Source organism: Desulfobulbus sp. (assembly GCF_030824455.1).
Taxonomy (GTDB): domain Bacteria; phylum Desulfobacterota; class Desulfobulbia; order Desulfobulbales; family Desulfobulbaceae; genus Desulfobulbus.
Genome location: NZ_JAVBXR010000006.1, coordinates 1 through 24,339, shown reverse-complemented (window position 1 = coordinate 24,339; position 24,339 = coordinate 1). Strand labels below are relative to the sequence as shown.

General features: G+C 59.3%; 19 protein-coding genes and 1 pseudogene. 12 read left to right on the top strand and 8 right to left on the bottom strand.

Annotated features, from left to right (window positions below):
• Positions 1-84 precede the first annotated feature (84 nt).
• The 3 genes from RCH93_RS00650 (at position 85) to RCH93_RS00640 (ending at position 2,618) form a co-directional block, all read left to right on the top strand.
• Positions 85-285: a DUF2065 domain-containing protein gene (locus RCH93_RS00650; RefSeq protein WP_306546096.1), complete on the top strand. Its 201-nt coding sequence runs from the start codon at positions 85-87 to the stop codon at positions 283-285.
• A gap of 243 nt (positions 286-528) precedes the next feature.
• Positions 529-1,461, top strand: coding sequence for a magnesium/cobalt transporter CorA (gene corA / locus RCH93_RS00645; RefSeq protein WP_306546094.1), 933 nt, complete (start codon positions 529-531; stop codon positions 1,459-1,461).
• Positions 1,462-1,532: 71 nt separating this feature from the next.
• A complete protein-coding gene (locus tag RCH93_RS00640) occupies positions 1,533-2,618 on the top strand; it encodes a S1C family serine protease (RefSeq protein WP_306546092.1) in 1,086 nt (361 codons plus the stop codon).
• A gap of 16 nt (positions 2,619-2,634) precedes the next feature.
• On the opposite strand, the gene RCH93_RS00635 is transcribed toward RCH93_RS00640, so the two are convergent.
• Positions 2,635-3,315 carry a TIGR04211 family SH3 domain-containing protein gene (locus RCH93_RS00635; RefSeq protein WP_306546091.1) on the bottom strand — a complete coding sequence of 227 codons (681 nt, stop codon included), beginning with the start codon at positions 3,313-3,315 and terminating at the stop codon, positions 2,635-2,637.
• Between the two features lie 246 nt (positions 3,316-3,561).
• Positions 3,562-4,596, bottom strand: a complete 1,035-nt coding sequence (locus tag RCH93_RS00630; protein ID WP_306546089.1) for a hemolysin family protein — start codon at positions 4,594-4,596, stop codon at positions 3,562-3,564.
• 155 nt (positions 4,597-4,751) lie between these two features.
• On the opposite strand from RCH93_RS00630, the gene RCH93_RS00625 reads away from it, so the two are divergent.
• The 6 genes from RCH93_RS00625 (at position 4,752) to RCH93_RS00600 (ending at position 13,199) form a co-directional block, all read left to right on the top strand.
• Positions 4,752-6,323 carry a leucyl aminopeptidase gene (locus tag RCH93_RS00625; RefSeq protein ID WP_306546087.1) on the top strand — a complete coding sequence of 524 codons (1,572 nt, stop codon included), beginning with the start codon at positions 4,752-4,754 and terminating at the stop codon, positions 6,321-6,323.
• A 51-nt stretch (positions 6,324-6,374) separates the two neighbouring features.
• Positions 6,375-7,391, top strand: a complete 1,017-nt coding sequence (gene fbp, locus RCH93_RS00620) for a class 1 fructose-bisphosphatase (RefSeq protein WP_306546085.1) — start codon at positions 6,375-6,377, stop codon at positions 7,389-7,391.
• 254 nt (positions 7,392-7,645) lie between these two features.
• Positions 7,646-9,340: a 2-isopropylmalate synthase gene (gene leuA / locus RCH93_RS00615; protein WP_306546083.1), complete on the top strand. Its 1,695-nt coding sequence runs from the start codon at positions 7,646-7,648 to the stop codon at positions 9,338-9,340.
• Between the two features lie 3 nt (positions 9,341-9,343).
• Positions 9,344-9,847, top strand: a complete 504-nt coding sequence (locus tag RCH93_RS00610; protein WP_306546081.1) for a CreA family protein — start codon at positions 9,344-9,346, stop codon at positions 9,845-9,847.
• Between the two features lie 279 nt (positions 9,848-10,126).
• Positions 10,127-10,978: a universal stress protein gene (locus tag RCH93_RS00605; RefSeq protein WP_306546079.1), complete on the top strand. Its 852-nt coding sequence runs from the start codon at positions 10,127-10,129 to the stop codon at positions 10,976-10,978.
• 103 nt (positions 10,979-11,081) lie between these two features.
• Positions 11,082-13,199, top strand: a complete 2,118-nt coding sequence (locus RCH93_RS00600; protein WP_306546077.1) for a SulP family inorganic anion transporter — start codon at positions 11,082-11,084, stop codon at positions 13,197-13,199.
• A gap of 121 nt (positions 13,200-13,320) precedes the next feature.
• On the opposite strand, the gene RCH93_RS00595 is transcribed toward RCH93_RS00600, so the two are convergent.
• The gene (locus RCH93_RS00595) at positions 13,321-14,961 is read right to left on the bottom strand and encodes a fatty acid--CoA ligase (RefSeq protein WP_306546075.1); all 1,641 of its coding nucleotides are present in this window, start codon (positions 14,959-14,961) and stop codon (positions 13,321-13,323) included.
• A gap of 402 nt (positions 14,962-15,363) precedes the next feature.
• On the opposite strand from RCH93_RS00595, the gene RCH93_RS00590 reads away from it, so the two are divergent.
• A complete protein-coding gene (locus RCH93_RS00590; protein ID WP_306546073.1) occupies positions 15,364-17,163 on the top strand; it encodes a sulfatase-like hydrolase/transferase in 1,800 nt (599 codons plus the stop codon).
• 10 nt (positions 17,164-17,173) lie between these two features.
• Complete coding sequence (locus RCH93_RS00585; RefSeq protein ID WP_306546071.1) at positions 17,174-18,484, top strand: helix-turn-helix domain-containing protein; 1,311 nt, start codon at positions 17,174-17,176, stop codon at positions 18,482-18,484.
• Positions 18,485-18,539: 55 nt separating this feature from the next.
• On the opposite strand, the gene RCH93_RS00580 is transcribed toward RCH93_RS00585, so the two are convergent.
• The 5 genes from RCH93_RS00580 to RCH93_RS00560 all read right to left on the bottom strand — a co-directional run bounded on the left by RCH93_RS00580 (position 18,540) and on the right by RCH93_RS00560 (position 23,917).
• Positions 18,540-20,177, bottom strand: a complete 1,638-nt coding sequence (locus RCH93_RS00580; protein WP_306546069.1) for a glutamate synthase-related protein — start codon at positions 20,175-20,177, stop codon at positions 18,540-18,542.
• Between the two features lie 265 nt (positions 20,178-20,442).
• Positions 20,443-21,156, bottom strand: coding sequence for a GAF and ANTAR domain-containing protein (locus tag RCH93_RS00575; protein WP_306546066.1), 714 nt, complete (start codon positions 21,154-21,156; stop codon positions 20,443-20,445).
• Complete coding sequence (locus tag RCH93_RS00570) at positions 21,153-21,410, bottom strand: hypothetical protein (protein ID WP_306546064.1); 258 nt, start codon at positions 21,408-21,410, stop codon at positions 21,153-21,155. Before RCH93_RS00570 ends, RCH93_RS00575 begins: the two co-directional genes overlap by 4 nt.
• Before the next feature lie 377 nt (positions 21,411-21,787).
• The gene (locus tag RCH93_RS00565) at positions 21,788-23,113 is read right to left on the bottom strand and encodes a M18 family aminopeptidase (RefSeq protein ID WP_306546062.1); all 1,326 of its coding nucleotides are present in this window, start codon (positions 23,111-23,113) and stop codon (positions 21,788-21,790) included.
• A gap of 42 nt (positions 23,114-23,155) precedes the next feature.
• Positions 23,156-23,917 (bottom strand): putative metalloprotease CJM1_0395 family protein, encoded by a 762-nt coding sequence (locus RCH93_RS00560; RefSeq protein WP_306546060.1) that lies wholly within the window; start codon positions 23,915-23,917, stop codon positions 23,156-23,158.
• 112 nt (positions 23,918-24,029) lie between these two features.
• On the opposite strand from RCH93_RS00560, the pseudogene RCH93_RS00555 reads away from it, so the two are divergent.
• Positions 24,030-24,339 (top strand): annotated as a pseudogene (locus tag RCH93_RS00555) (hypothetical protein); the annotation flags it as partial.

Here is a 24,339-nt window from a genome sequence, read left to right as displayed (position 1 = left end):
CGGCAAAGTACTTTTTTTAACCGACCATTGTCAATACCTTTGTGGCGCCTTGCGGGCCTTGCCGCTTTCTGGTATTGCTGGCCTATGAAACTGCTCATCACGCTCATCGGCCTTGTGCTCGTCCTCGAAGGCCTGCCCTATGCGGCCTCGCCCGAATCCATGCAACGCTGGCTCCGGCAGATCCTGGAAATGGACCCGGAATTGTTGCGCCGTGTTGGTTTGGCGGCCATGGTCGTCGGCTTCTTTCTCGTGTATCTCGCTCAGAAAAGCCTGCTTTTTGATTAAGCCCTGTTCAAGCGCCGGGATTCCCGGATGAACTGAAAGCCCGCAGGCGCGGACCTTTTCCCGGTTGACTTTTCTCGCCGCAGGTCAGTACAATGCGCTGTTTTCGGCCGTTACTGCGCAGGGCAGGCGGCCCCGGCAGACGTTCCCTTTACATGGTTTGAGGCTTGTCAGCAATGGCGAGTTCCTTTGTGCCTATGTCCAATTGATTCTTTTTATTTACAAACTCGACCCGGTGACGTTGCGATGGTCAATTATTTTTTCTTAGACAACAAGATGGTCAAGATGGAAAGCGGCAACAGTTCCATCAGCCCCAACATCTTCTGGATCGATTTGATCAACCCCACCGAAGACGAGATTCATCAGGTCGAGCGGGATTTCCGGGTGGAACTGTTCACCAAACAGGAGAGCGAGGAAATCGAGAGCAGTTCCAAATATGTCGAGACCGAGGACGAGATCGGCATCAACCTCAATTTCCTGATTCCGGAAAACAGCACCTTTTCCAGCGAGCCGGTTTCGTTCATTCTCAAGGACAAGATCCTCATCACCCAGCGGTCGCGCGAATTCCGTTCCTTTTCAGAGACCTACCGCAAGTTGCGGGCGATCAAGCCGGTGGACGGCGAGGACATCTTTCTCACCATCCTGGAGACCCGGATCGATTACGACGCGGACCTGATCGAGCACATCACCGACCGGATTTCCGAGATCAGCAAGCAGATGATCGGCGACAAGGATCCCAACCGCGAACTGCTGCTCAAGATCACCTCGCTGCAGGAGACAACCATCGCAATTCGGGAGAATATTGTTGAAAAACAAAGGATTATTTCTTCGCTGCTCAAAAGTAAAATGTTCCCTAAGGAAGACTACGAGAACATGCGGATCATGATCAAGGACGTGGGCTCGCTGCTGGATCACACCTCGTTTAATTTTGAGCGTCTCGAGTTCCTGCAGAACACCTTTCTCGGTCTGGTCGACATGGAACAGAACCGGGTGATCAAGATTTTCACCGTGGTCACCGTGATTTTCATGCCGCCGACCCTGATCGCCAGCGCCTACGGCATGAACTTCAGGCACATGCCTGAACTGGACAAACTCTGGGGCTACCCCTTTGCCATCCTGCTGATGATCCTTTCTTCGGCCATGACCCTGCTGTTTTTCAGGCGGAAAAAATGGTTGTGACCTGTGACGCGCTCCGTCCTCGGCCGAGGGCGCGATGCGCTTGACGGATTTTTAACCCCATGGACAAACGAATGAAACCCCTTGCCCTGGTTGTTGTTGCGTGCGTCGTCGGCTGGCTTGCGTTCCAAACCTTTCAATCCACGCCGCTTGATCCCAAGGCCGTGTCCCGTGCGGTCGAGGCCAGGGGCGATCTGGCCAGCGACGAGCAGAACACCATCGACATCTTCCGCAACACCGCCCCTTCGGTAGTCTACATCACCAGCATCGCGGTGCGGCGCAATCTGTTCAGCCTCAACGTCTACGAGATCCCCCAGGGCACCGGCTCAGGATTCATCTGGGACAAACAGGGGCGGATCGTCACCAATTACCATGTCATCTCCGACGCCAACCGACTGGAGGTGACCCTGGCCGATCACTCTTCCTGGAAGGCGGTGCTGGTGGGCGCGGCCCCGGATCGGGATCTGGCGGTGCTGCAGATCTCCGCCCCGGCCGACAAACTACGGCCGATCGCCATCGGCGAATCCAAGAACCTGCTGGTCGGGCAGAAGGTTTTTGCCATCGGCAACCCCTTTGGCCTGGATCAAACCCTGACCACCGGCGTGGTCAGCGCCCTGGGCCGCGAGATCACCGCCGCAACCGGCCGCACCATCCACGACGTTATTCAGACCGACGCGGCCATCAATCCCGGCAACTCCGGCGGACCGCTCTTGGACAGCGCCGGTCGCCTGATCGGGGTCAACACCGCCATTTACAGCCCATCCGGGGCCAGTTCGGGGATTGGTTTTGCCGTGCCGGTCGGCGAGGTCAACCGGGTGGCGCCGCAGATCATCAGCAAGGGCAAACTGATCCGCCCAGGCCTGGGCATTACCCTGGCCAACCGCCGGTTGACCGATGAGTTGGGGCTTGAGGGGGTGATGGTGTTGAAGGTGCAGCCGGGATCAACGGCCGAAAAGGTGGGGTTGCGCGGCGCCACCCAGGTTCGCGAGGGGTTGGTGTTGGGCGACGTCATTCTTGCGGTCAACGGCAAGGCCATCCAGGATTACGACACCCTGCGCGACGAGCTGGAGCGTCACGAGGTCGGCGAGAGCGTGACCCTGACCCTGATGCGCGATTCCTCGACCGTCGAGGTCAAGGTGGCGCTGGAAGCGATGAACTGAATGCGCGCCGCGCCTCTCAATCCAGCAGGGATGCGCGTTTTTTTCGGCCGTTGCCGCTCCACCGGCCCACCAGCCATCCCAGCAGGAGCACAATGCTGCCGGTGAAAAACCACTTGATCGATTCGTTTTTGCGCAGCACCGTGCATTCGATCTGGGCCGCCGTCAGTTTCTGCTGCAACTCTTCAATCTGCCGCTGCGCGTCGCCCAGGCTCGTCTTGGCGTGCACGGCGCTGTCGGGATTGTCAGTTAGGGTCTGATACTTGTCGGCCAGGGTGCTGCGGTCGGTGGCGCAGGCCGCCAGCTCCTTTCTCAACTGGCCGTTTTCCTCGGCCAAATCCACAAAACGCGACTGCACGTCGTTGACCGACCCGTCTGCGCCCACCCCGGGCTTGATGTTGGCGATCGGGATGATCGGCGACGAGCCGAGAAACCGGCTGCGCACCCAACCCTGGGTGCCGTCCTGCAGGCGGATGTGCGACCACTCCTTGCCCCCCTGAATCAAATCCACCGCCGTGCCCATGGGCACTCTGGCGGTGATGCGGGCGCTGTCGCCCTGGTTTTTGCGCATCAGCACTTCCAGGCTCGGTTTAATATAGAGGATGTCGGCGCGGGCCGGGGCAACATGGGCCGCGAGGATCGGGAAAAGCAAACAGGCCGCAAAGAGAGGGCGCTGCAGGGGCGAGCGTGTACTGTTCATGTGAAAAGTCCGGTCGGACGGTCAGGGAAAAAGTCGGGTCAAAGGTCTACAGCCGCGCGTTTGTATCGGTGTGAAATGGAGGCGCGAGCGGTGACGACGGCAGTCGGTGAGACGCCAGTTGTTTTCGGGAGCATGTGATGCACGCGCGTTGCTTGCGTCAGTCGCCTGCATTCGGCGGCAAACTACCATGAATTGCACAAGACCGCCAGACGCGACGCAGTCCCCGGTTGTTTTTCGGGGGCGGCGTCAGGCGGTATGCAGTTTTTGTTTCCTGATCATGGCCAGTTCGCGCATGTTGCGCGCCTTGTCGGATTCATCGACGATCTCTCGACCAATGATTTCCTCCAGGATGTCCTCCATGCTGATCACGCCGGTGACGCTGCCGTACTCGTCGACCACCACAAACAGGTGTTGGTAGCGCTCGAAAAAATCGATGAAAATACGGTCCAGCGGCGCGGTTTCAGGGACAAAATGGACCGGCCGCATGATCTGCGACAGCTTGAGGCTGTCCTGGCCCACGGCGGCAGCCATCAGCACGTCCTGACTGAGCACGACGCCCACCACGTTGTCCGGCTCGCCGTCGTAGACCGGCACGCGGCTGTGCATCCGCCATTTGCCTTCCATCCGCGCCGCCTCCTTGATGGTCAGGGACTGGGAGGCGGAAAAGGTGACGGTGCGCGGGGTCATCACCTGGCGCACGTTTTTTTCGCCGAGCTGGAGGATGTTGGCGATCACCTTTTCCTGATCAGCCTCGATTTCTCCCGATTTTCTGCTCAGGCTGGCGATGGTTTTCAATTCTTCCGCCGAGATCTGGTAGGGCTTGTGGCTGTTAGGGACCATGCGGGTCATTAACTGGGCCAGCCAGATGAGTGGCTTGAGGAAAAAAATCATGACCTGAAGGGGAACGATAATAAAGGGGCCGAGCTGCTTGGCATAAGTGACGCCAATGGTTTTGGGCAGAATTTCGGTGACCAGGAGGATGGACAGGGTGAAGATCAGCGAAAACCAGATCAGGCCGTTGGGGCCAAAGAGGGCGACGGCGGCGGCGCCGGCCACCGAGGCGCCGATGGTGTGGGCTACGGTGTTGAGGGTGAGGATGGCGGTGATCGGTTGCTCAATGGTTTCTTTGAATTTTCTTAAACTCTCGGCCTGATGGGGATGGGATTCCGCCATCATTTCAATCTGCGAGCTCGACAAAGAAAGGAGCACGGCCTCGAAGAGCGAGCAGGTGGTGGAAACCAGCAAGGCTGTGCTCACGGCAAGAATGAATACGAGCAGCACGGGAAACCTCCGTGAAATTTTGCATGTTTTTTCCGGGCGGCCGGCGGACTGAGGTTTTGCCGATTGAGGTTCAACCCGGTTTAGTGTATGAAAAATCTACAATAAACAGTTCTCACCGGTTTTGAAAGGATTATGCAGCCATCCCAGGGGGAGGAATGAGTCCCGTGCACACCGAGGCCGTCACCATACAGCTGTTCGACCAAGAACCCAGAGCATTTGCCGGCGATCTGTTGGCGTATCTGGTCGAGGAGGATATTTTCCACCTCGGCGACGCCGGCAAAGCGTTGAACCGGGTGCTGCAGCAAGTCTGCGACACCGGGGATTTCAAAGGCGGCAAGGAGCAAACCTTCCTGCTGTACCCGAGCCTGGCGGCGCAGGAAGAGGGGAACGCCGTGTGCGCCAAACGGGTGCTGTTTGCGGGCCTGGGCAAACAAGACGACGCCATCCATGTCCGCCGCGAACGGTTGCGGCTGGTCGGCGGCGTGGTTGCCCAACAGGCGGCCGCAATCAAGGCCAAGGACGTTTTAGTGGTGTTGCCCAAGGACTATCTCCTTGATGCGGTTGAGATTGCCGAATGTCTCGCCGAAGGGTTGCTGTTGGGCAATTATCGTTTTGATCTCTACAAGAGCCCTCCCAAGGACGAGAAAGACCAACCCGCCCGGGTGGAGCGGTTTTACCTGCACGACGGCGGCCTGTCGCAAAGCGCGGTTCGCAAAGGACTGGAACGCGGCAGGGCGATTGGCGAGGCGACCAATGCGGCCCGCGACATGGCGAACCATCCGGCCAATTACTGGACTCCGGCCGAATTTGCCGAATACGCCAAAAAATTGAGCAAGCGAACCAGTCTCAAGTGCAAGGCGCTCGACAAGGGCGCGATGCAGAAGCTGGGCATGGGCGGCATCCTTGGCGTCAATCAGGGCTCGGCGGTTCCGCCGCAGCTGGTGATTCTGGAATACCGAACCAATCGAAAGAACCCGACCCTGCTGCTGGTGGGCAAGGGGCTGACCTTTGATTCGGGCGGCGTCAGCCTCAAGCCGCCGGCCGGCATGGAGGACATGAAATACGACATGTGCGGCGGCGCGGCGGTGCTCGCCGCCATGCAGGCCATCGCCGAGATCGGGGTTGCGGGCGTCAATGTGGTTGGCCTGATTCCAGCCACCGAAAACATGGCCGGCGCGGCGGCACTCAAGCCTGGCGACGTCATTCGTCACTACGGCGGCAAGACCTCGGAGATCATCAACACCGACGCCGAAGGGCGCCTGATCCTGGCCGACGCCCTGGCCTACGGAATCGCGACCTACCAACCCGAGGCGGTGATTGATATGGCCACCCTGACCGGGGCGGTGATCATTGGCCTGGGCCACCATTACACCGGCCTGCTGACCAACAACGATCAACTGGCGGCCCAATTGCTTGAGGCCGGCGCCCAGGTTGGGGAGCCCCAGTGGCGACTGCCGCTGGGACCGGAGTACCGCAAACAGATCGATTCACGGGTGGCGGACATCAAAAACGCCGGCAGCGACCGCAGCGCCGGAACCATCACCGCCGCCTGTTATCTGCAGGAGTTTGTCGGCGAAACGCCGTGGGCGCATCTCGACATTGCCGGCACTGCCTGGAATTTCACTGAAAAATCATACATCCCCAAAGGGCCTTCGGGCGTGGGCGTTCGCACCCTGGTTGCCTGCCTGAGCCAATGGAAGGGATTGAAAAGCGTCGAGAAAAAATAACCCGTCGCCGGGCAGGCCGTGCCGCCCGAGGACGTTTGGAGGAACACCATCATGCTAGCCAAGAGAAAGGGAATCACCGTCAGCCGTCAGATTATGGACGACCAACTGCTGCATCCGGAGGCCACCGGCGAGTTGACCAGTCTGCTCAACGATCTGGTGGTTGCCGGCAAGATCATCAGCGCCGAGGTCAACATGGCCGGACTGGCCGACATTCTGGGGCAGTCGGGACGGACCAACATTCAGGGCGAGAGCGTGCAGAAGCTCGACGTCTTTGCCAACCAGACCATTAAGCGGCGCATGGAGCAGTGCGGCCATGTCTGCGTGATGGCCTCGGAGGAGGACGACGACGTCATTCCGGTGCTGGACGGCTACGAGGGTAACTACACCATTGCCTTTGATCCGCTCGACGGCTCGACCAACATCGACGTCAACGTCAGCATCGGCACCATCTTTTCCATTCACCGGCGGCTGAGCGGTTCGGGCCAGGGCAATGTCGGCGATTTGCTGCAGAAGGGCAGCAAACAGGTGGCGGCCGGCTACATCATCTACGGCTCTTCCACCGTGATGGTCTACACCACCGGTTCCGGGGTGCACGGCTTCACCCTGGATCCCAGCGTTGGCGAGTTTTTCCTCTCCCATCCGGACATTCAGATCCCTGAGTCGTCGCTCTATTACAGCGTCAACGAGGCCTACGCCAACCACTGGTTTGACTCCACCCGCAACTTTGTCAATTACCTGAAGACTGCCGACGGCGGCAAGGGGCCGTACAGCCTGCGCTACATTGGTTCCCTGGTGGCCGATTTCCATCGCAATCTGATCAAGGGCGGCATTTTCCTCTATCCCCGCGACAAGAAGAGCGGCGAAAAATCCGAGGGCAAGCTGCGGCTGCTGTACGAGGCCGCGCCCCTGGCGATGATCGTTGAGCAGGCCGGCGGCCGGGCCGTCACCGACGACGGCCGGCGCATCCTCGACATTGAGCCCAAGGGGCTCCACCAGCGGGTGCCGTTGATCATCGGCTCCAAACGCGACGTCGATCTGGCCGAGAAATTCCTGCGCGGGGAAATGTAGGGGCACGGCCGGCGGTGCCCGCTCTTTTGGTTTTCCTGCTTGACAAATAAGGCGGGGGCTTTAGTATGTGAGCAACTTTAACCACGGATCGAACCATGACGCACACACTCCCCCTCCTTCTTCTCCTTAGCCGACTGCACAGGGAAACTGTGGCAGAAAGGGGAGGCGTGTCCTGACGGACCCATCGAATCTGAACCTTTAAGCCACGGTTTTCAAACCGTGGCTTTTTTTTTGTTTTTTTGACGGAGAACAGCATGGAACAGGAAAAATTGAAAAAGTACCGCCCGTATCCGCCGGTCCGTTTGCCGGACCGCACTTGGCCCAACCAGGTCATCCAGCAGGCGCCGACCTGGTGCAGCGTTGATTTGCGCGACGGCAACCAGGCCCTTGTCCAGCCAATGAACCTGGAAGAAAAACTGGAGATGTTCCAACTCCTGGTGCAGATCGGGTTCAAGGAGATCGAGGTCGGTTTTCCCTCGGCCTCGCAGATCGAGTACGACTTTCTCCGGTTGCTGATCGACGGCGGGCACATCCCGGACGGCGTCCTGCCCCAGGTGCTGACCCAGGCCCGCGAGCAGCTGATCAAGAAATCCTTTGCCTCGCTGCAGGGCGCGCGCGAGGCCATTGTCCACCTCTACAATTCCACCTCCACCCTGCAACGCGACATCGTGTTCAAGAAAGGGCGCAGGGAGATTGTCGATTTGGGCGTGGCCGGGGCGCGGCTCATCCGCGAGCAGGCGGCAAGAACCGAAACCAAGATCCGTTATGAATATTCGCCGGAGAGCTTCACCGGCACGGAGCTTGATTTTGCCCTGGAGATCTGCGAGGCGATCATGGACGTGTGGGAGCCGACCCCGGAAAACCCGGTGATCATCAACCTGCCGGCCACGGTGGAGATGTCGACCCCCAACATCTACGCCGACCAGATCGAATGGTTTTGCCGGAACATGAAGAACCGCGACTGCGCTCTGATTAGCCTCCACGCCCACAACGACCGGGGCGAGGCGGTGGCCGCCACCGAGCTGGCCCTGATGGCCGGGGCCGACCGGGTGGAGGGCACCTTGTTCGGCAACGGCGAGCGCACCGGCAACGTCGACATCGTCACCCTGGCGCTCAACATGTTTACCCAGGGGGTGGATCCCTGCCTGGATCTGTCGCGGATCAACCGGGTGATCAACGTCTACGAGCGCTGCACCAAGATGAAGGTGCCTCCGCGCCACCCCTATGCCGGCGAACTGGTCTACACCGCCTTTTCCGGATCGCATCAGGATGCGATCAACAAGGGCATGACCGCCCTTGACCTCACCCAGAGCGGTCTGTGGGAGGTGCCCTATTTGCCGATTGATCCCCAGGACGTCGGCCGCACCTACGAGTCGATCATCCGCATCAACAGCCAGTCGGGCAAGGGCGGGGTCGCCTACATCATGGATCAGGAATTCGGCTTCAAACTGCCCAAGGACATGCATCCGGGCTTTGGCCGGGTCATTCAGGAGGTGTCCGACGCCACCGGCGACGAGTTGAGCCCGGAGATGGTCTTTCACACCTTTGAGAAGGAATACCTGCTGAACAACAACGGCTACTCGTTGAAATCGTTCAATGTGGTCAAACGTCACTTCGAGCGCGAGGAAGAGTTGTCCTCCGCCGAAATCGAGGCGGCGGTCGTGGTCAAAGGGGAGGAGCAAACCATCAAAGCGGTGGGCAACGGCCCGCTGGACGCCTTTTGCACCGCCCTGCGCGAGGGGCTGGGGCTGCAGTTCACGCTCCATTCCTATCATGAGCACGCCCTGACCCGGGGCAGTTCCTCCAAGGCGGTGAGTTATATTGAGGTGCTCGATCAGGATGAAGAAAGCTGGTGGGGCGCCGGAGTGGACACCGACATCATTGTCGCTTCAATCAAATCGTTGCTCAGCGCCCTCAATCGCTCGGCGGCGAAATCCAAAAAGGAGTAGAGCATGCACATCAAGCGAATCGTTGCGGCGGGCTGCGCCTTGCTCCTGGCAGCAATTGCGGCCCAGGCAGAAGAGATCGGCCAGGTCAGCACCACTTTTAAGTTTTTGGGCGCAAACGACAAGATTATGATCGAGGCCTTTGACGACCCCGACATCAGCGGCGCCACCTGCTACGTCAGCCGGGCCAAGACCGGCGGGGTCAAGGGATCGTTTGGCGTGGCCGAAGACACCTCGGACGCCTCGATCTCCTGCCGCCAGACCGGGCCGATCACCCTGCCGGAATCCATAGCCTCGGGCAAAGACGACGGCAAGGAGGTGTTCAAAAAGTCGACCTCGCTGCTGTTCAAGAAGATGCAGGTGGTGCGCTTCTTTGATAAAAAACGCTCGACCCTGGTATACCTCACCTACAGCGACCGGATTATCGAGGGCTCGCCCAAAAACTCGATTTCAACCATTGTCCTGCCCCAGGCGCTCCAGGGCAAAGGGGCAACGGCGCTGGGCAACTGACCCCGGTCGGGGTTGCGCCGCTGCATTTCTCTTACGTCGCCGCCTGCCGCCTGCCTGTCGCCCACAGGCAGGCGGCGGCGATTTTTTCCTTGTGCAACACCGCAGCCACCGTGCGCAGCAGCACGTCCTTACCTCGCTGAACGGTTCTTCCTCAGCGATGTCCGGTAGCCCTCCCTCCAGCTTGGCCAGAAACCGCTGACTGATTGTAGCCCCTTGTTTTGGCGGACCATCAATGGTAGCTTGCGCCTGATGTTTCCACTCTTTTCCCAAGGAGTCTTCATGGAACGATTTTCCACCAGTCTGCTCGGCGAGGCCAAGACCTTACTGTTGGCCACCGATGGTTCCCGCTTCAGCGAGGGGGCCGTTCAGGAGGCGATTTTTTTCGGCCAGGCCTGTCGCGCCCAGGTGATTGTGCTGCATGTGGTTGGCGTCCAGGCCGAATCGATCAGCGCCGCCAATTTTGCCGTCCGCCAAGGACAGCAGGAACTGGCCCCGCATCTTGATCATATCCGTGCCATGGCAAGGGACAGCGGCGTGGCCGTCGAGGTGGTGGTGGTCGGTTCGAGCAAGCCGGAAAAGGCCATCGTCGAACAGGCCCGCCTGCGTCAGGCCGACGTCATCCTCATGGGACGGCACGGCAAGAGCGGCCGGCTGTCGCTGCTGGTGGGCAAGATGACCGCCAAGGTCATTGCCCAAGGCTTCCCGCGCGTGTTGGTGGCCCCCAAGGATTTCATCATCACCGGTTCCCATATTCTCCTGGCCGTCAACGACTCGGTCAACAGCCGGCAGGCGGTGCAGGACGCCTTGAGTCTGGGGCGCACCTGCGCCACGCTGCAGCGCATAACGGTCCTGTCTGCGGCCAAACGGGCGGACCAACAGCCGCAAGCCCAGGCCATGGTCGAGGAGGTGTGCGCGCAAGCCCGCCGGGCGGAACTGCCGATGCCCTGCGTCACGCTGACGCCAATAGGCGATCCGGCGCACTGCATTGTCGATGCCGCGCACGAGCTCGGCGTGGACATGATCCTCGTGGGCGGCCGGGGTCGGAGCGGGGTGGTCAAACTGCTGCAGGGGCATGTGACCGAAAAGGTGATCGGTCAGGCCCCGTGCGCCGTATTGGTGGTGACCGCCTGAGATTTGGGTTCAATCGGCGAGGGCTCGAACCGGGAAAATCGTTGTTTCGCTTCGCTCCTGTTCCTGAGCAAACCGTTCTCACACACTCCTGGAAGGTTGTCTCATGGCAAACAAACTGTTGGTGCGCTTCTTTCCATTTCTGGCTTGGTTTCCCGTCTCTGCGCTGGTTCTGCGCGGCGACCTGATCGCCGGGATCACCGGCGCCCTGGTGCTGGTGCCCAAGGCCATGGCCTATGCCCAGCTTTCCGGGCTGCCCCTGCAGTTCGGCCTCTACACCGCCTTTATACCGGCCGTCCTTGGATCCCTGTGGGGTTCGTCGCGGCAGTTGGCCACCGGCCCTGTCGCCATTCTCTCCCTCATGACCGCCGCCGCCGTCAGCCCGCTGGCTGTTCCCGGTTCCGAAGAATACATCGGCCTAGCCTTGCTGCTCACCCTCATGGTGGGCTGCATTCAGCTTGTTCTCGGCCTGGTCAAGCTGGGCAGCGCCATCAATTTCGTCTCCCATCCGGTTGTGCTCGGGTTCATGAACGCGGCCGCCCTGATCATCGGCTTCTCCCAATTGGATATGCTGTTCGGCATTCCCAAGGGCCGCAGTGATTTTTTTCTCAAGGACGTGTGGGAAATGCTGAGCTTTCTGCCCCTGACCCACTGGCCCACCCTGTTGATGTCGGTGTTCAGCCTGGTGCTGATGCTGATCGTGAAAAGGATCTCGATTCTGGCCAAACCCGGCGTCATTCTGGTGATGATTGTCGCCACGCTGCTCAGCGTGCTGGTGGGGTATGAGCACGAAACCAAAAACAAGGCCAGTGAGATCGTCACCCCGGAGGCCAGGGAATTGGTGAGCGCCTACAGCGGCGTGACCCAGCGGCTCGACGAACTGAGAACGACTGCAACGGCGTTGTCCGGGCAATTGCGTCAGGCAGAGAAGGACCACGACGCCCGGGCCGCCGCAGACCTGCGGTATCGGCTCGATCTGCTGGATCTCGACGTCAAGGCCTTTGAGGCGGAGAATCGGAGCCGGATGCGCGCCATCCGCAAGCTGTACTTTGTCCGTGGCGCGACTGGAGACGGTCAGCCCGCGCTGCTCTATCAGCGGGACAATGCTCCTGCCGGGCTGCACACAGACGGTCGCCAGTGGCGCATCAAGAAAATCGAACAAGGCGAGCTCAAGCTGATGGGCGGCGGTGAAGTGGTGGGCGTGATTCCCACCGGCCTGCCCTCGTTTCGCCTGCCCGTCCTCAGCATGGACGGCGTGCTGCAACTGATGAACTCCGCCTTGGTCATCGCCCTGGTGGCCTTTATGGAATCCATCTCCATGGCCAAGGCCATGGCCGGCAAGGCCAAACAGCGCGTCGACCCCAACCAGGAACTGATCGGCCAGGGAGTGGCCAATATCGGCGGCTCCCTTTTTCAGAGTTATCCGGCCTGCGGTTCCTTCACGGCCTCGGCCGTCAATTTGCAATCCGGGGCCAAAACCGGTTTTGCCATGGTGTTCAATGGGGGCTTTGTGGCCGTCACCCTGCTGTGCCTCACCCCCCTGATCTATCATCTGCCCCAATCGGTGCTCGCGGCGAACAACTTGCTGGCGGTCGCCGGTTTGTTGACCTTCCAGGCCTTCAAGCACACCTGGAAGGCCAGCCGTGCCGACGGCGTCGTGGCCCTGGTCACCTTTGTGGTCACCCTGCTGGCCGCGCCGCATCTGGACAAGGGCATCATGATCGGCGCGGCGCTCGCCATCGGCCACTATCTCTACCGCACCATGGCGCCGCGAGTCGCCATCCTTGGCCGCCACGAGGACGGCACCCTGCGCGACGTCAAGCATCATCCCGATGTGGCCACCTCAACCCGGGTGGTGGCCATTCGTTTCGACGGCTCGCTCTATTTCGCCAACATCGCCCATTTTGAGGACGCAGTGCTCGGGGCCGTGGCGGATCATCAGGAGGCCAAATATTTGCTCGTGGTTGGGGACGCCATCAACTCGATCGATTCCTCGGGCGAGGAAATGCTTCATAACCTGGTGGCGCAACTGCAGCAGTCGGGGGTGGAAATCGTTTTTTCAGGATTGAAAAAGCAGGTGCTTGACGTGATGCGGGCCACTGGGCTGTATGGATTTGTCGGCGAGCACAACATCTTCTCCACCGAGGATCAGGCCTTGGGCGCCATTAGCTGTCGGTTGGGCGAGGAAGGAGCGAACTGCGCCCTGTTTTGTCCGCATTCGTGACCGCAAACCGGCGACTGCTGCTGCGGTCGCATAAAAAAAGGCCGTCGCTGCTGGCGACGGCCTTTTTTCTTGGCCAATGCTGGTTGGGTGCGCCGTTCCCGGCGCGGAACAGCGGGATTGATCAGGAGAGGTGCTTGACCCGCAGGGTCTTTTTGTCGGTCTTGCCGACGCTGGTTTTGTCGATGGCGTCGACCACCTTGATCTTGAGCAGCATCGCCTGTTTGGAGAGCAGCCCCTTGTCGATGAACTGGTTGATGTGGCTGACCACCTGCCGAGGGGTGGGCGCAGTGGCGTCTTTTTTCGGGACCACCAGGGCCAGGGGGCGTTCGCCCCATTTCTTGTCGCTCATGCCGATCACCGCCACCTCGGCCACGGACGGGTGCAGACCGATGACATCCTCCAGTTCCAGCGAGCTGAGCCATTCGCCGCCGGTCTTGATCACGTCCTTGATCCGGTCGGTGATCGCCACGTAGTTGTCGCTGTTGATGTTGGCCACGTCGCCGGTGTGCAGGTAGCCGCCTTTCCACAAATTTTCCGAATTGCGTTGGTCTTTCAGGTATCCTTGCGTCAGCCAGGGGGCGCGAACCACCAACTCGCCCACCTGCTCGCCGTCCTTGGCCACGTCGTTCATCGCCTCGTCCACCAGCCGCAACTGCACCAGGGGGATGGGGCGGCCGGTCTTGCAGCGCACGGTGATCTCGTCGTCGGCGTCCAAATCCTCCTGGGCCACGTGGGCAATGGTGAGAATCGGGCAGGTTTCGGACATGCCGTAGCCGGTGAACACGTCAATTCCGCGACTCAGCACCTTCTGGCACATCACCTTGGTCAGGGCCGATCCGCCGATCAGCACCTTCCAGTGCGAAAGGTCGATCTCCTCGAAACTGGGGTGGTTGATCAGCATGTGCATGATGGTGGGCACGCAGTGGGAAAAGGTCACCCCTTCGCGGGCGATCAGCTGCAGCACCGGGCCGGGGGCGTATTTGCCGGGATAGACCTGCTTGACCCCGAGCGAGGTGGCGACGTAGGGCAAGCCCCAGGCATGGACATGAAACATCGGCGTCAAGGGCATGTAGACGTCCTGCTGGTGAAACCTTCCTTGGGTGGTGGGGGTGCCAAGCGCCGCCAGGTTGGCCAGGGTGTGCAGCACCAGCTGGCGGTGGCTGAAGTAGACGCCCTTGGGCATGCCGGTGGTGCCGGTGGTGTAGAAGGTGGTGGCCCGGGTGTTTTCGTCGAAATCCTCAAAGGCGAAATCGTCTTCGGCTGCCGCCAGCAGGGCCTCGTATTCGCCGGCCAGGGGCATGGAGCTTTGCGGCGGTTCGTCCAGGTCGGTGAGCAGCACATATTTCTTGACCGTGTCGATCCGGCCCTTGATCTGCTCAATGATCGGCAGAAATTCGTCGTTGACCAGGAGGAAGTCGTCCTCGGCGTGGTCAATGGTGTAGAGGATCTGCTCCGGCGACAGGCGAACGTTGATGGTGTGCAGCACCGCGCCCAGCATGGGCACGGCAAAGAAACATTCCAGGTAGCGATGGCTGTCCCAGTCCATCATCGCCACGGTGTCGCCCGGTTTAACTCCCAGGGCGGTCAGGGCGTTGGCCAGGCGGCAGACGCGCCGGCGCATGTCGCGATAGGAGTAGCGGAGTTGGTCGCGGTAGACGATCTCCTGATCGGGGTTGTCAACGACCGGGGCCAGAAACATGTTCTTGATCAGCAGGGGATAGGTGTAGGCCGAGGCGGTGCGTTGAATGAGTGATGCGGTCATGGATCGGTTCCTTTGGTTGGATGCGCAACAGGGGGAAATAACGCCAAACAAGCGGGTGCTCACCATTACTGAACCCATGGCCGGTTGTCAAACAGGTTCAGCGGCGCAGTGGAAAAAACGCATCCGTTGGGCGGCAGGATCGTTTGGCGGATCCGTCGAGCGGGGTTGACGAGGCGGCGCAAGGATTAGACGGTGTGTTGCCGCAGACCGTGGTTTGTGGTCCTCGTCAAGCACAGGAGAAGAACCGCGTTTTTTTCGGCAGGAAAACGGGTTGACGGATTAAAGTTTCGTTAGGATACTGTTTGCTGTTGATTAATGTCCGCGAATTTTGAATAGTTTCGACTCATTTTTACCGACCTGCGCAATTCGTTCAATTTCACCGTTTTCCTTATTCGAGCCTCCATGACGAACAATGGCATTACTGCGGCAATCGCGCTGAAGGCGCGTTGTGTCGCCGGCAGCATCGTTTTTTTGTTGTTCAACCGCTACACCGCCTTTCTTGTCGGCCTCTACGCCTATTCGATGATCATTCTTATGCTCGGCGGTTTGGGCGGGGTGTTGGCGTTCACCGAAATCGATCAGTTGATGCTCTTTCGCTATGGCGACGTCACCGGGGTGATGCTGAAGCGGGAGTATTGGGAGCTGACCCTGCTTTTCTACCTCTATTGCTATTTCAATGCAATCCTGCGCCCTTCGCGCTGGCAGGCGGTGTTGGCGGCGCTGCCGCTGTTCCTGGCCTATCTTGGCCAGGACATCTATTTTTTGATGTACAGCAACGTGTTTCGGTTTTCGGAACTGGCCGAAGTCCCTGAACTGTTCAAGGTGCTGTCGCTGCCGTATATCGGCCTGCTGCTGGTGTTTGTCGCCTTGCCTTTGGGCTGGTTCCTTTGGTCGATCAACTACCGCAAATTCGTGATCCTGATTGTCGGCGCCGTGCCCCTGGCCTTGCTGATCGGCGCCGCCGAACGCTATCCCGAGCAGTACACCGAGATCTATCGCAAGGTGGGGCGGCCGATTGAATACTGGTCGGATGCGGTCAGCGCCGAGAACAACGGTCGATTCATGATGCTGCTCTACCGCGAGGCCGAGCGGCAGATTTCGCGGGCCAAGACCGAGGCCTTCCGCAATCGCAGTCAATACGATCAGCAGGCGCACGAGTTAGCCGGGTGGATCAACGCCAACGGCAACAAGCGCAACGTGCATCTGGTGGTGATGGAGAGTTTCCTCGACCCAACCCTGTTTAAAAACGCCGCCTACACCAAGGATCCGTTCCATCCCAGTTTCAAAAAACTGTTCGGCAACAAACTGGGTTTTTCGATCTCCCCGGTGGTTGGGGGCAAAACCGCCCAGGCCGAATTTGAGGTGTTGTGCGGCGTGCCCGCCTTCGAGGAATTGGCCGGCGTGGAATTCAACGGCTTCACCGGCGCGGCCGCCAACTGCCTGCCGGGAACCTTGCAGATGGCCGGCTACCAGACCATGGCCTCCAACGCCTACAATCCCAGTTTCTTTAACGCCCCCAACGCCTACCAGGGCATGGGCTTTGCCAAGATGTATTTTCCCCGCGAATACGTCAACGGCGGCGACACTTATTTGAACAAAGGCGACACCAGCGGTGAAATGGGCTATATGTGGGACGGCACGATTTTTTCCCAGAATCTGGAGTTTATCACGCCATTTATTGAAGACAACGACGGGCCGCCGCTGTTTAACTACATTTTGACCATTTACGGTCATTTTCCCCACCAGTTGAACGAACAGAAACGGCCGATGGTGTTGAAGATGCTCTCCAAATTCAAGGATCAGCACCTTGAACGGGCCGCCAATCAGATGTTTTATCGTTCCCAGGCCGTGGCCGACTATGTCAACCGCCTGCTGGAGATTGACGAGAAGAGCCTGGTCATCCTGGTCAGCGATCACACCCCGCCAGGACAGTACGGCCGGAAAAGCTTTCTCAAGCTCGGTTACCTCAACAATAAAGACGAGAGCATGCACATGAACCGGATCATGATTATCGAGGACGGCAAGGTGAAGAAATTCGCCACCATCCACCATTACGACATCCCGGCCATGGTCATCAACTCGATTACCAACGGGGCCTATTGCAAGGAGCATACCTGCGGTTTTGCCCAGAACAAACTGCTCGACGACCGCATGAGCCGTCACGACGACTACATGCGGGTGATGGCCCACGCCTCCGAGTGAGCCAGCGGCCATGGAAACCATCAAGAAGAAACGGGTCTCGTCGGGCATTGCGCAGCTTGATCAATTGCTCGGCGACCTCTACATCGGCGACAACGTCCTGTGGTACGAGGACGCCGGCAGTTTTTCCGCCGCCTTCTGCGTCCATTTCATCCGTCAGTCGCTCAGCGTAAAAAAACCGATCATCTATGTCAGTTTTGATCGGTCGCCGAAAAACGTGGTCAGCTTTCTCGGGCCGTTGGCCGAGAGCCAGAATTTCACCATCCTCGACTGCTTCACCAACGGCAAGGGCGACCGCTCCGAGGTGTTCAACAAGTTTTATGAAAAAGACGGCGCCCAGTGGCCGTATCAGGTGATCAAGGTCAACGAGCCCGCCAATCCCGCCCAGGTGGGCGAGGCCATCTACGGTTTGCACGGCAATCTTGCCGGCGACATCCGCTTCATTATGGACAGTCTCACCGGCATGCAGGACCTCTGGGGCGGCGAAGAGCAGGTGGCCAAATTTTATGCCCGCACCTGCCCCCGCTTGTACGAGCTCGACACCATCGCCTACTGGATTGTGGAGAAAAACGCCCATTCCAACCGGCTCAAGGCCAACATCAACAAGATTGCCCAGGTGGCGATTGATCTGTCGGTGAAAAACGGCAAGCCGGCGCTCAAAATCCTTAAGGCCGAGAAGCGCAATTCCAAATACCTCAATGAGCCGCAGGGGTTCAATTGCGAAGAGGCGGAGATTGTTTTTGAGATGCCCAGGGCCTTGTCGGGGCGGTTTGACCTGGGCGGCAGAATCAAGGAGGTGCGGAGGCAACAGGGCCTCTCCCAGAAGGAGTTGGCGGAGAAGACCGGCGTCACCCCCAGCAGCATTTCCCAGATTGAAAAAAATCTGATTTACCCGTCCATTCCGGCCCTGTTTCGCTTGGCCGAGAGCCTTTCAGTGAACGTGACCACCTTCTTCGACGGCCTGACGGCAGAGCGGCAGGGGGGCTGCGTCCATCGCGGCGCCGAGGCGGTGGGCGTTGGTCTCGATAAGATTCCCAAGGGCGTGATGGAAGGGGTTCGGCTGTTGCCGCCGGATTTGGGCGAGGCGGGCGCAGTGCCGTATCTGCTCAAAATCGAGCCGGGCGGGAAATTGACCAGCCATTTTTTCAGTCACAAGGGCGAGGAGATGGGCTATCTCCTGGGCGGGAGTCTGGCTCTGTGGGTCAACGGCCAGCGGCAGGAAGCCGGACCGGGCGATCTGATCTATCTGAAAAAAGAGACGCCCGAGCAGTGGGAGAACCGCGGCGACACGGTGGCCGAACTGCTGTGGATCACCATCAAATAGACGGCGCACGATTCCGGGCAAGGTTGCCCCTGCCCGGAATCGCGTGCCTGTTTACTTACGCCGCCAGGATCTTCTTGGCGCTTTCATCGCGGGAATCGGTAATGTAGGTGATGCCCGTTTCTTTCGCTGTTTCCCGGTTGCCGGCAAACAGATCGTTGCGGCTGATTTTGCCGAGCTCGAACTTGCGCGCCCCGGCCATTAACTGCTGCAGACCGCAGGCCAGCTTGTCGGCCATGGTCCACATGGCGATGGCGCCGTAGGGGATGTTTTTCATCTCGTTCTTGCCCACCTTTTTCTCGACGTCGTAGTAGGACGCAAAGATTTCTTCCGCAGTGGACCCCATGGAGCTGATGCTCGCCGGCAGCTTGTCCCAGTTGCCGTTGACCTTGGCTTTGCGCTCCGGGTGGAGTGCGCCTTCAATGTTTGAGCCCAGGAAGCCTGGGATCATGATGCCGCGTCCCATGCAGATCAGCTTGGCGTAGGGCGCGCCCAGGGCAATGCCCTTGAAGATGCTGTCTTCCAGCGCGAATCCGCCGGCAAAGGAGAGATCAACCACCCGTTTGCCTTGAGCGGCCAGGAGGCTGGCGTACTCGTAGGCCTTGGAGTGAAGGTTGATCGAAGGCACGCCCCAGCTCTGCATCATGTTCCACGGGCTCATGCCGGTGCCGCCGCCGGAGCCGTCGATGGTCAGCAGATCAAGACCGGCCTCGGAGGCAAACTTGATCGCCATGGCCAGCTCTTCCATGCCGTACGAGCCGGTTTTGAGCGAAATGCGCTTGAAGCCGATGCTGCGCAGGTAGTCGACTGATTTCATGAAATCCTCGCGCACCAGTTCCACCGTGCTGAGGTTGACGCCGCCGAGCCGGCTGTGGCGGGCAAAGGTCTTGATCGCGCCCTTTTCGAACGCCTTTTGCACCTCCGGCGAGGAGGGGTCAGGGTCGACGATGTAGCCGCGATTTTTGAGGAACAGGGCGTAGTCAAGGCTGGCCACCTGGATTTCGCCGCCGATGTCTTTGGCGCCCTGGCCCCATTTCAGTTCGACGATGCAGCGGTCGCCGTACTTGGCGGCCACATACTCGGCCACGCCGTTGCGGGTGTCTTCCACGTTCAGCTGGACGATGATCGCGCCGTATTCGTCGTGGTACCGCAGGTAGGTGTCAATCCGGCGGTCCAGTTCCGGGGCCTTGGTAATTTTTCCGTTGTTGATCTCCGAGGCTTTGTCGACGCCCACCACGTTCTCGCCAACCACGATCGGGATGCCCACCAGGGCGCCGCCGATGGCAAAGGAATCCCAATATTTTGCGGCGATAAAGGTGGAGCCGAGCGCGCCGGTCATCAGCGGGATGCGGCTCTTGGTCTTGACCTCATTGCCGAATTCCGTGGTCAGGTTGACGTTGGGGAAGATGCAGTTGTCGGCGTTGTTGGAAAGTCCCTGGGCCATGCCGTGGGCGCCGTAGGCGTATCCCTGGATGCGCAGCGAATTGTAGGAGACGCCCACATGGGTGGTGTTGTTGGCCCCGGAGGTGACCACGCCGAAGTCGCGCGGATAGAGTAGTTTGCGGCCAACCAGGCTGGATTTCCAGGTTTCGCACTGGCCCATGCAATCGGCGCGGCACAGGGTGCACAGGCCGGATTCGGCAGGATTGCCTCTGTTGGTGGTGCCGAGAACATCGTTGTTTTTTGCAAAACGCATAGCTTTCCTCATAGTGGTGGAATAAATGCCTGCGGTTGCGAGCGCAGGCGAGTGGGCGACAAAAAAAGGCGTCTGTCCCTGGAAAAGGAGACAGACGCCTTTGTCGTGTCGTGAAGGTGCTTAATCAAATCGGTCGCACGCCGTTGTGCGTCGTTTTTCTACGCTGTTATTTATTGAAACTTAATTTGTATGTCAATAAATAAGTTTGCTGCAGCGGCTTTCAGGTGAATGTTTCGCGAGAAATGCCGGTTGGCAGGCAATGCGACTAATAGAGCTCATTGGAGAGCAGGATGGCCTCGGCCACTTCCAGCAGGGTTTTGCGCGAATCCATGCTCCGTTTTCGGATCCACTTGTAGGCCTCGTCGCCGTTCAGCGACTGCCGCTCCATGATGATCTCCTTGGCCCGCTCGATTTTCTTCCGCGCTTTCAGTTCCTCTTCAATAATCTTGGTTTTGACGATCAGTTCCGTGTTGCGGATGGCCACCGCCGCTTGATTGGCCACCGTGGTCAGCAGGTTGACGTCGGTTCTGGAAAATTCATGGGGCGTGGAGGTGAAACAGTTCAACACCCCGATGATCTTGTCTTTTTTGCCATGCAGCGGCACGCCGACCATTGAAACCAAGCCTAATTTTCTGGCCATCTCCTTTTCCTTGAACATCTCGCACTGCAGCACGTCGGCAATAATCAGGGGTTGCTGGGTGGTGGCCACATGGCCGACCACCCCTTCGTCCAAATTCAGGGAGCGGTCGATCACATACTCCGGTTCAATCGCCTGAGTGGCTTTGAGGCGTATTTTCGGCGGGTTGGAATCCTCGTCCACCAGCCAGAGGGAACAGATGTCGACCTCGGTGACCTTGGCCACCACCATGACGATCAGCTTGAACACGTCCTCCAGAAACAGGTCTGAAGTGACGGCCTGGCTGATGTCCATCAGCGCCTTGATGTAATGATCGTAACTTTGCGGATGGCTTTCGTTCATGAGGAACGCGGATGCAGGGGCCTTTCCTGGTGCAGGCACTGCAGGCCTTTTTGCGTGATCAGGGAGAGTTGGTGGTCGACGTTGCTTTCAATCACGCCCATGTCGTTCATCACCTTGAGGATCAGGTGGGTCTCTGGAAGGCTGAGATTCAACTGGCTGGCAATGTCGTTGGAGCGAACCAACTGCGGCTGCGGGTTTTTCAGATTTTGGGAGAGAATATGCAGAACTTGGAGCTTGTGCGTGCCGATGGACATGAGAAACCTCATTGTGCAATGCAACTCTTTCTGATTGGAGCGCGCGCGGGGCGTTGAACCGCTTGAAGCGCCTCGAACGTCCTGATTCGCCGGTGCAACTGTTGTCAACGGAAACGTATTACCGTGCTGAGACGCGGCAAGCAAGCAAAATTCATTAAAAATTAATTTTTAAATGCATAAATTATTTTTAATAAATATTGTGGCGGCGTGCTGGCGAGGAAAAACCGGTTGGGAGAGCTTGGGCAAGAGGAGGCAAGAGGAGGCAAGAGGCGGCAAGAGGGGGCGGAGCGCCCGGAAACGGCGGAATACGCGGTCAAGGGGATGGGCAGTCCAGGGGGCGGCACGCACCCCTGGAAATGGCAGAGTCGGCAGGTCGACTAAAGGGCGGCTTGCGGGCAGCGGATGGCTTCGTCGGTTTCGGAAAAAAAAGTGGTCAGGGCGCGCAACAGATGCCAACCATCCGCGCTGCCGGCGGTTTCGCGGATCGAATGCATGGCCAGTTGCGGCACGCCGACGTCGACCGTGGGCACGCCGATTCCCGCTGCGGTAAGCGGGCCGATGGTGGAGCCGCAGGCAAGATCGTTGCGCATCACAAATTGTTGGCAGGGTGATCCGGCTTTTTGGCAGAACTGGCGAAAGAGCGAGGCGGTGAGGGCGTTGGTGGCGTAGCGCTGGTTGGCGTTCATCTTGATCACCGGACCCTGGTTGAGTTGAGGCAGATGTTCCGGATCGTGCTTGCCGACAAAGTTGGGGTGAACCGCGTGGGCGTTGTCCACAGAAACAAAGAGCGAGCCGGCGATGACCTGCTGCCGGACGCCAGGTTCCGGGAAAAGCCGCTGCAGCATGTCGTTAAGGAAGGTGCCCAGGGCGCCGGCGGTGGACACGCTGCCCACCTCTTCATGATCGTTGAGCACGATCAGGCCGTTGCGGCGGGGCTTGGCGGATGCCAGCCCCTGGAGCAGGGCGTGGCAGGAAAGCAGATTATCCAGCCGGGCGCCGGTGATGAATTCCCCGTTCAATCCCACCTGGGCAAGCGGCTGGGCGTCGTAGAGAAACAGGTCGAAGTCGAGAATTTCCGCGTCTGCTGCAGCCGGATGTTGCAGCCCAAGCTGGCGCTGGAGGATGGTTTTGAAGTCCGGGGGCGATGATTCCGGCGTCTGCATCAGCAGCGGGACCAGATCAATCTGCTTGTCGATGCTCCGTTTGCTGTTGGCCTCGCGGTCGAGGTGAATGGCCAGGCTGGGAATGACGGCCACTGGCCGCTTGAAATCGATCAGGCTGCATTGGAGGGCGCCTTGGCCCGTGCGCCAGCTTACCCGCCCGGCTATGGACAGATCCCGGTCAAACCAAGGCGCCAGCAACGGGCCGCCATAGACCTCGACGCCAAGTTGCACGCAACCCTGGCGTACTTGCAAGGGGTTGGGTTTGACCTTCAGGCCGGGGCTGTCGGTGTGGGCGCCGGCCATGCGCAGCGGCTGGCCTGAGCGCGGGCTGTCCGCCAGGGTAAAGGCGATCAGGCTGGCGTCGTTGCGGACGACGAAATAGGCGCCAGGGTCGAGGTCGCCCCATGCGTCCGCCTCGTGGAGGCGTTGAAAACCGTGGTCCCGCAGCAGCGCCGCGCCGGCGGCTGCGGCGTGAAACGCAGTGGGCGAGGCGTTGATAAAGGCAAAAAGCTCGTCAAGGTATTGGCTGTGCTGTTGCATAGGTAATAGCGGAAATGGGTAGTTGAGAGAAGGGGCGGGCGATCAGGCGAGAACGTCAATCGGGGCGCTGCGGCGGGTGGCGGCATTCGTGGTTTCGGCGGATGCCTGGGAGTCCCCGTCGGCGGCCTCGTCGTCGGGCTCGGCGCTCTCCGTTTCGTCACTTTGAGGGCGGATGGCCTGCTCCGCCTGCAATTCCTGGCGGGCCTGACTTTCCATGGCTGTGGCGGCTGCGGCAACGCTGCGGTCCGTCGATGAAGGCTCGGCCGGGGCCATGGCCGCGCGTTTGACCGCTTGCATCTTCTGGAGCGTTTCTTCAGGGGTCTTTTCTTTGCTGACGTCAATCGGCACTTCGCCGCCAATGGCGTACCTGCGGCCGTCCGGCCCTTGCTGGTAGGAATAGGTCGGGCCGCCCCTGGCGTACTGACCGGCGCTGGCCAAATGGGCCATCTCGTGGGTCTTGACTTCCTGGTCGCGTTCTTTGAGTTGGCGGACCACTTTTTCCTCGTCCGGAGTCAGTTCCTGGGGCGCGGATTGCTGTGCGTCGGTTTGCGCGGCAGGGTCTGGTTCGGTGATTGCCGACACCGTTTGTTCCTCCGCCTCTTGCGTGGTCGCCTGCCGCGATTTGTCGATGCCGTCTACGGATAAAGTGACTTTATCTTTGTAATTTTCAGCTGTTGTGCTACTTTTGTCGGAAATGGATGCGATGGGTTGCGCCGGTTCCGAGCCAAGGAGGGAAAAGGTCCTCCCGCTACGGTCGTAGGCGGCAATTGAAGAACTGTTTGTGGTGGCGGCGGTCGCGAGCATTGGCAATCGGGGGAGAAAGAATTAATCTATCTCACTATACGTCAAATCAAGGTCGGGAGACAAGTCGAATCTCTTGGGCAGCGCATGCAATCTTCCCGATCAGGCGAAGAAATTGGATGCAGGCAAGCGGCAACAGGCAGGAGAGGCGGCGGCAAGGGCATCGGTCGGTCGCTGGAAATCAAACCTCGATGAGGGTGAATCCATGTTTAATGCGGAACAATTATTGGGAAAGATTGTCGGAGAGGTGGTTGGCAAGAGCAGTGGTTCGTGGGGCGGCGGCAAAAAGTCGATGCTGAGCGGTCTGGGGTCTGGTTCCGGTTTGATGACGGTGATCGGCCTCGGGGTCGGGGCCTATGAGATATTGAAGCAGCAGCAAGGGCAAAAAAATCGGACCAGCGGCATGGGGCAGGCGCCTCCTCCCC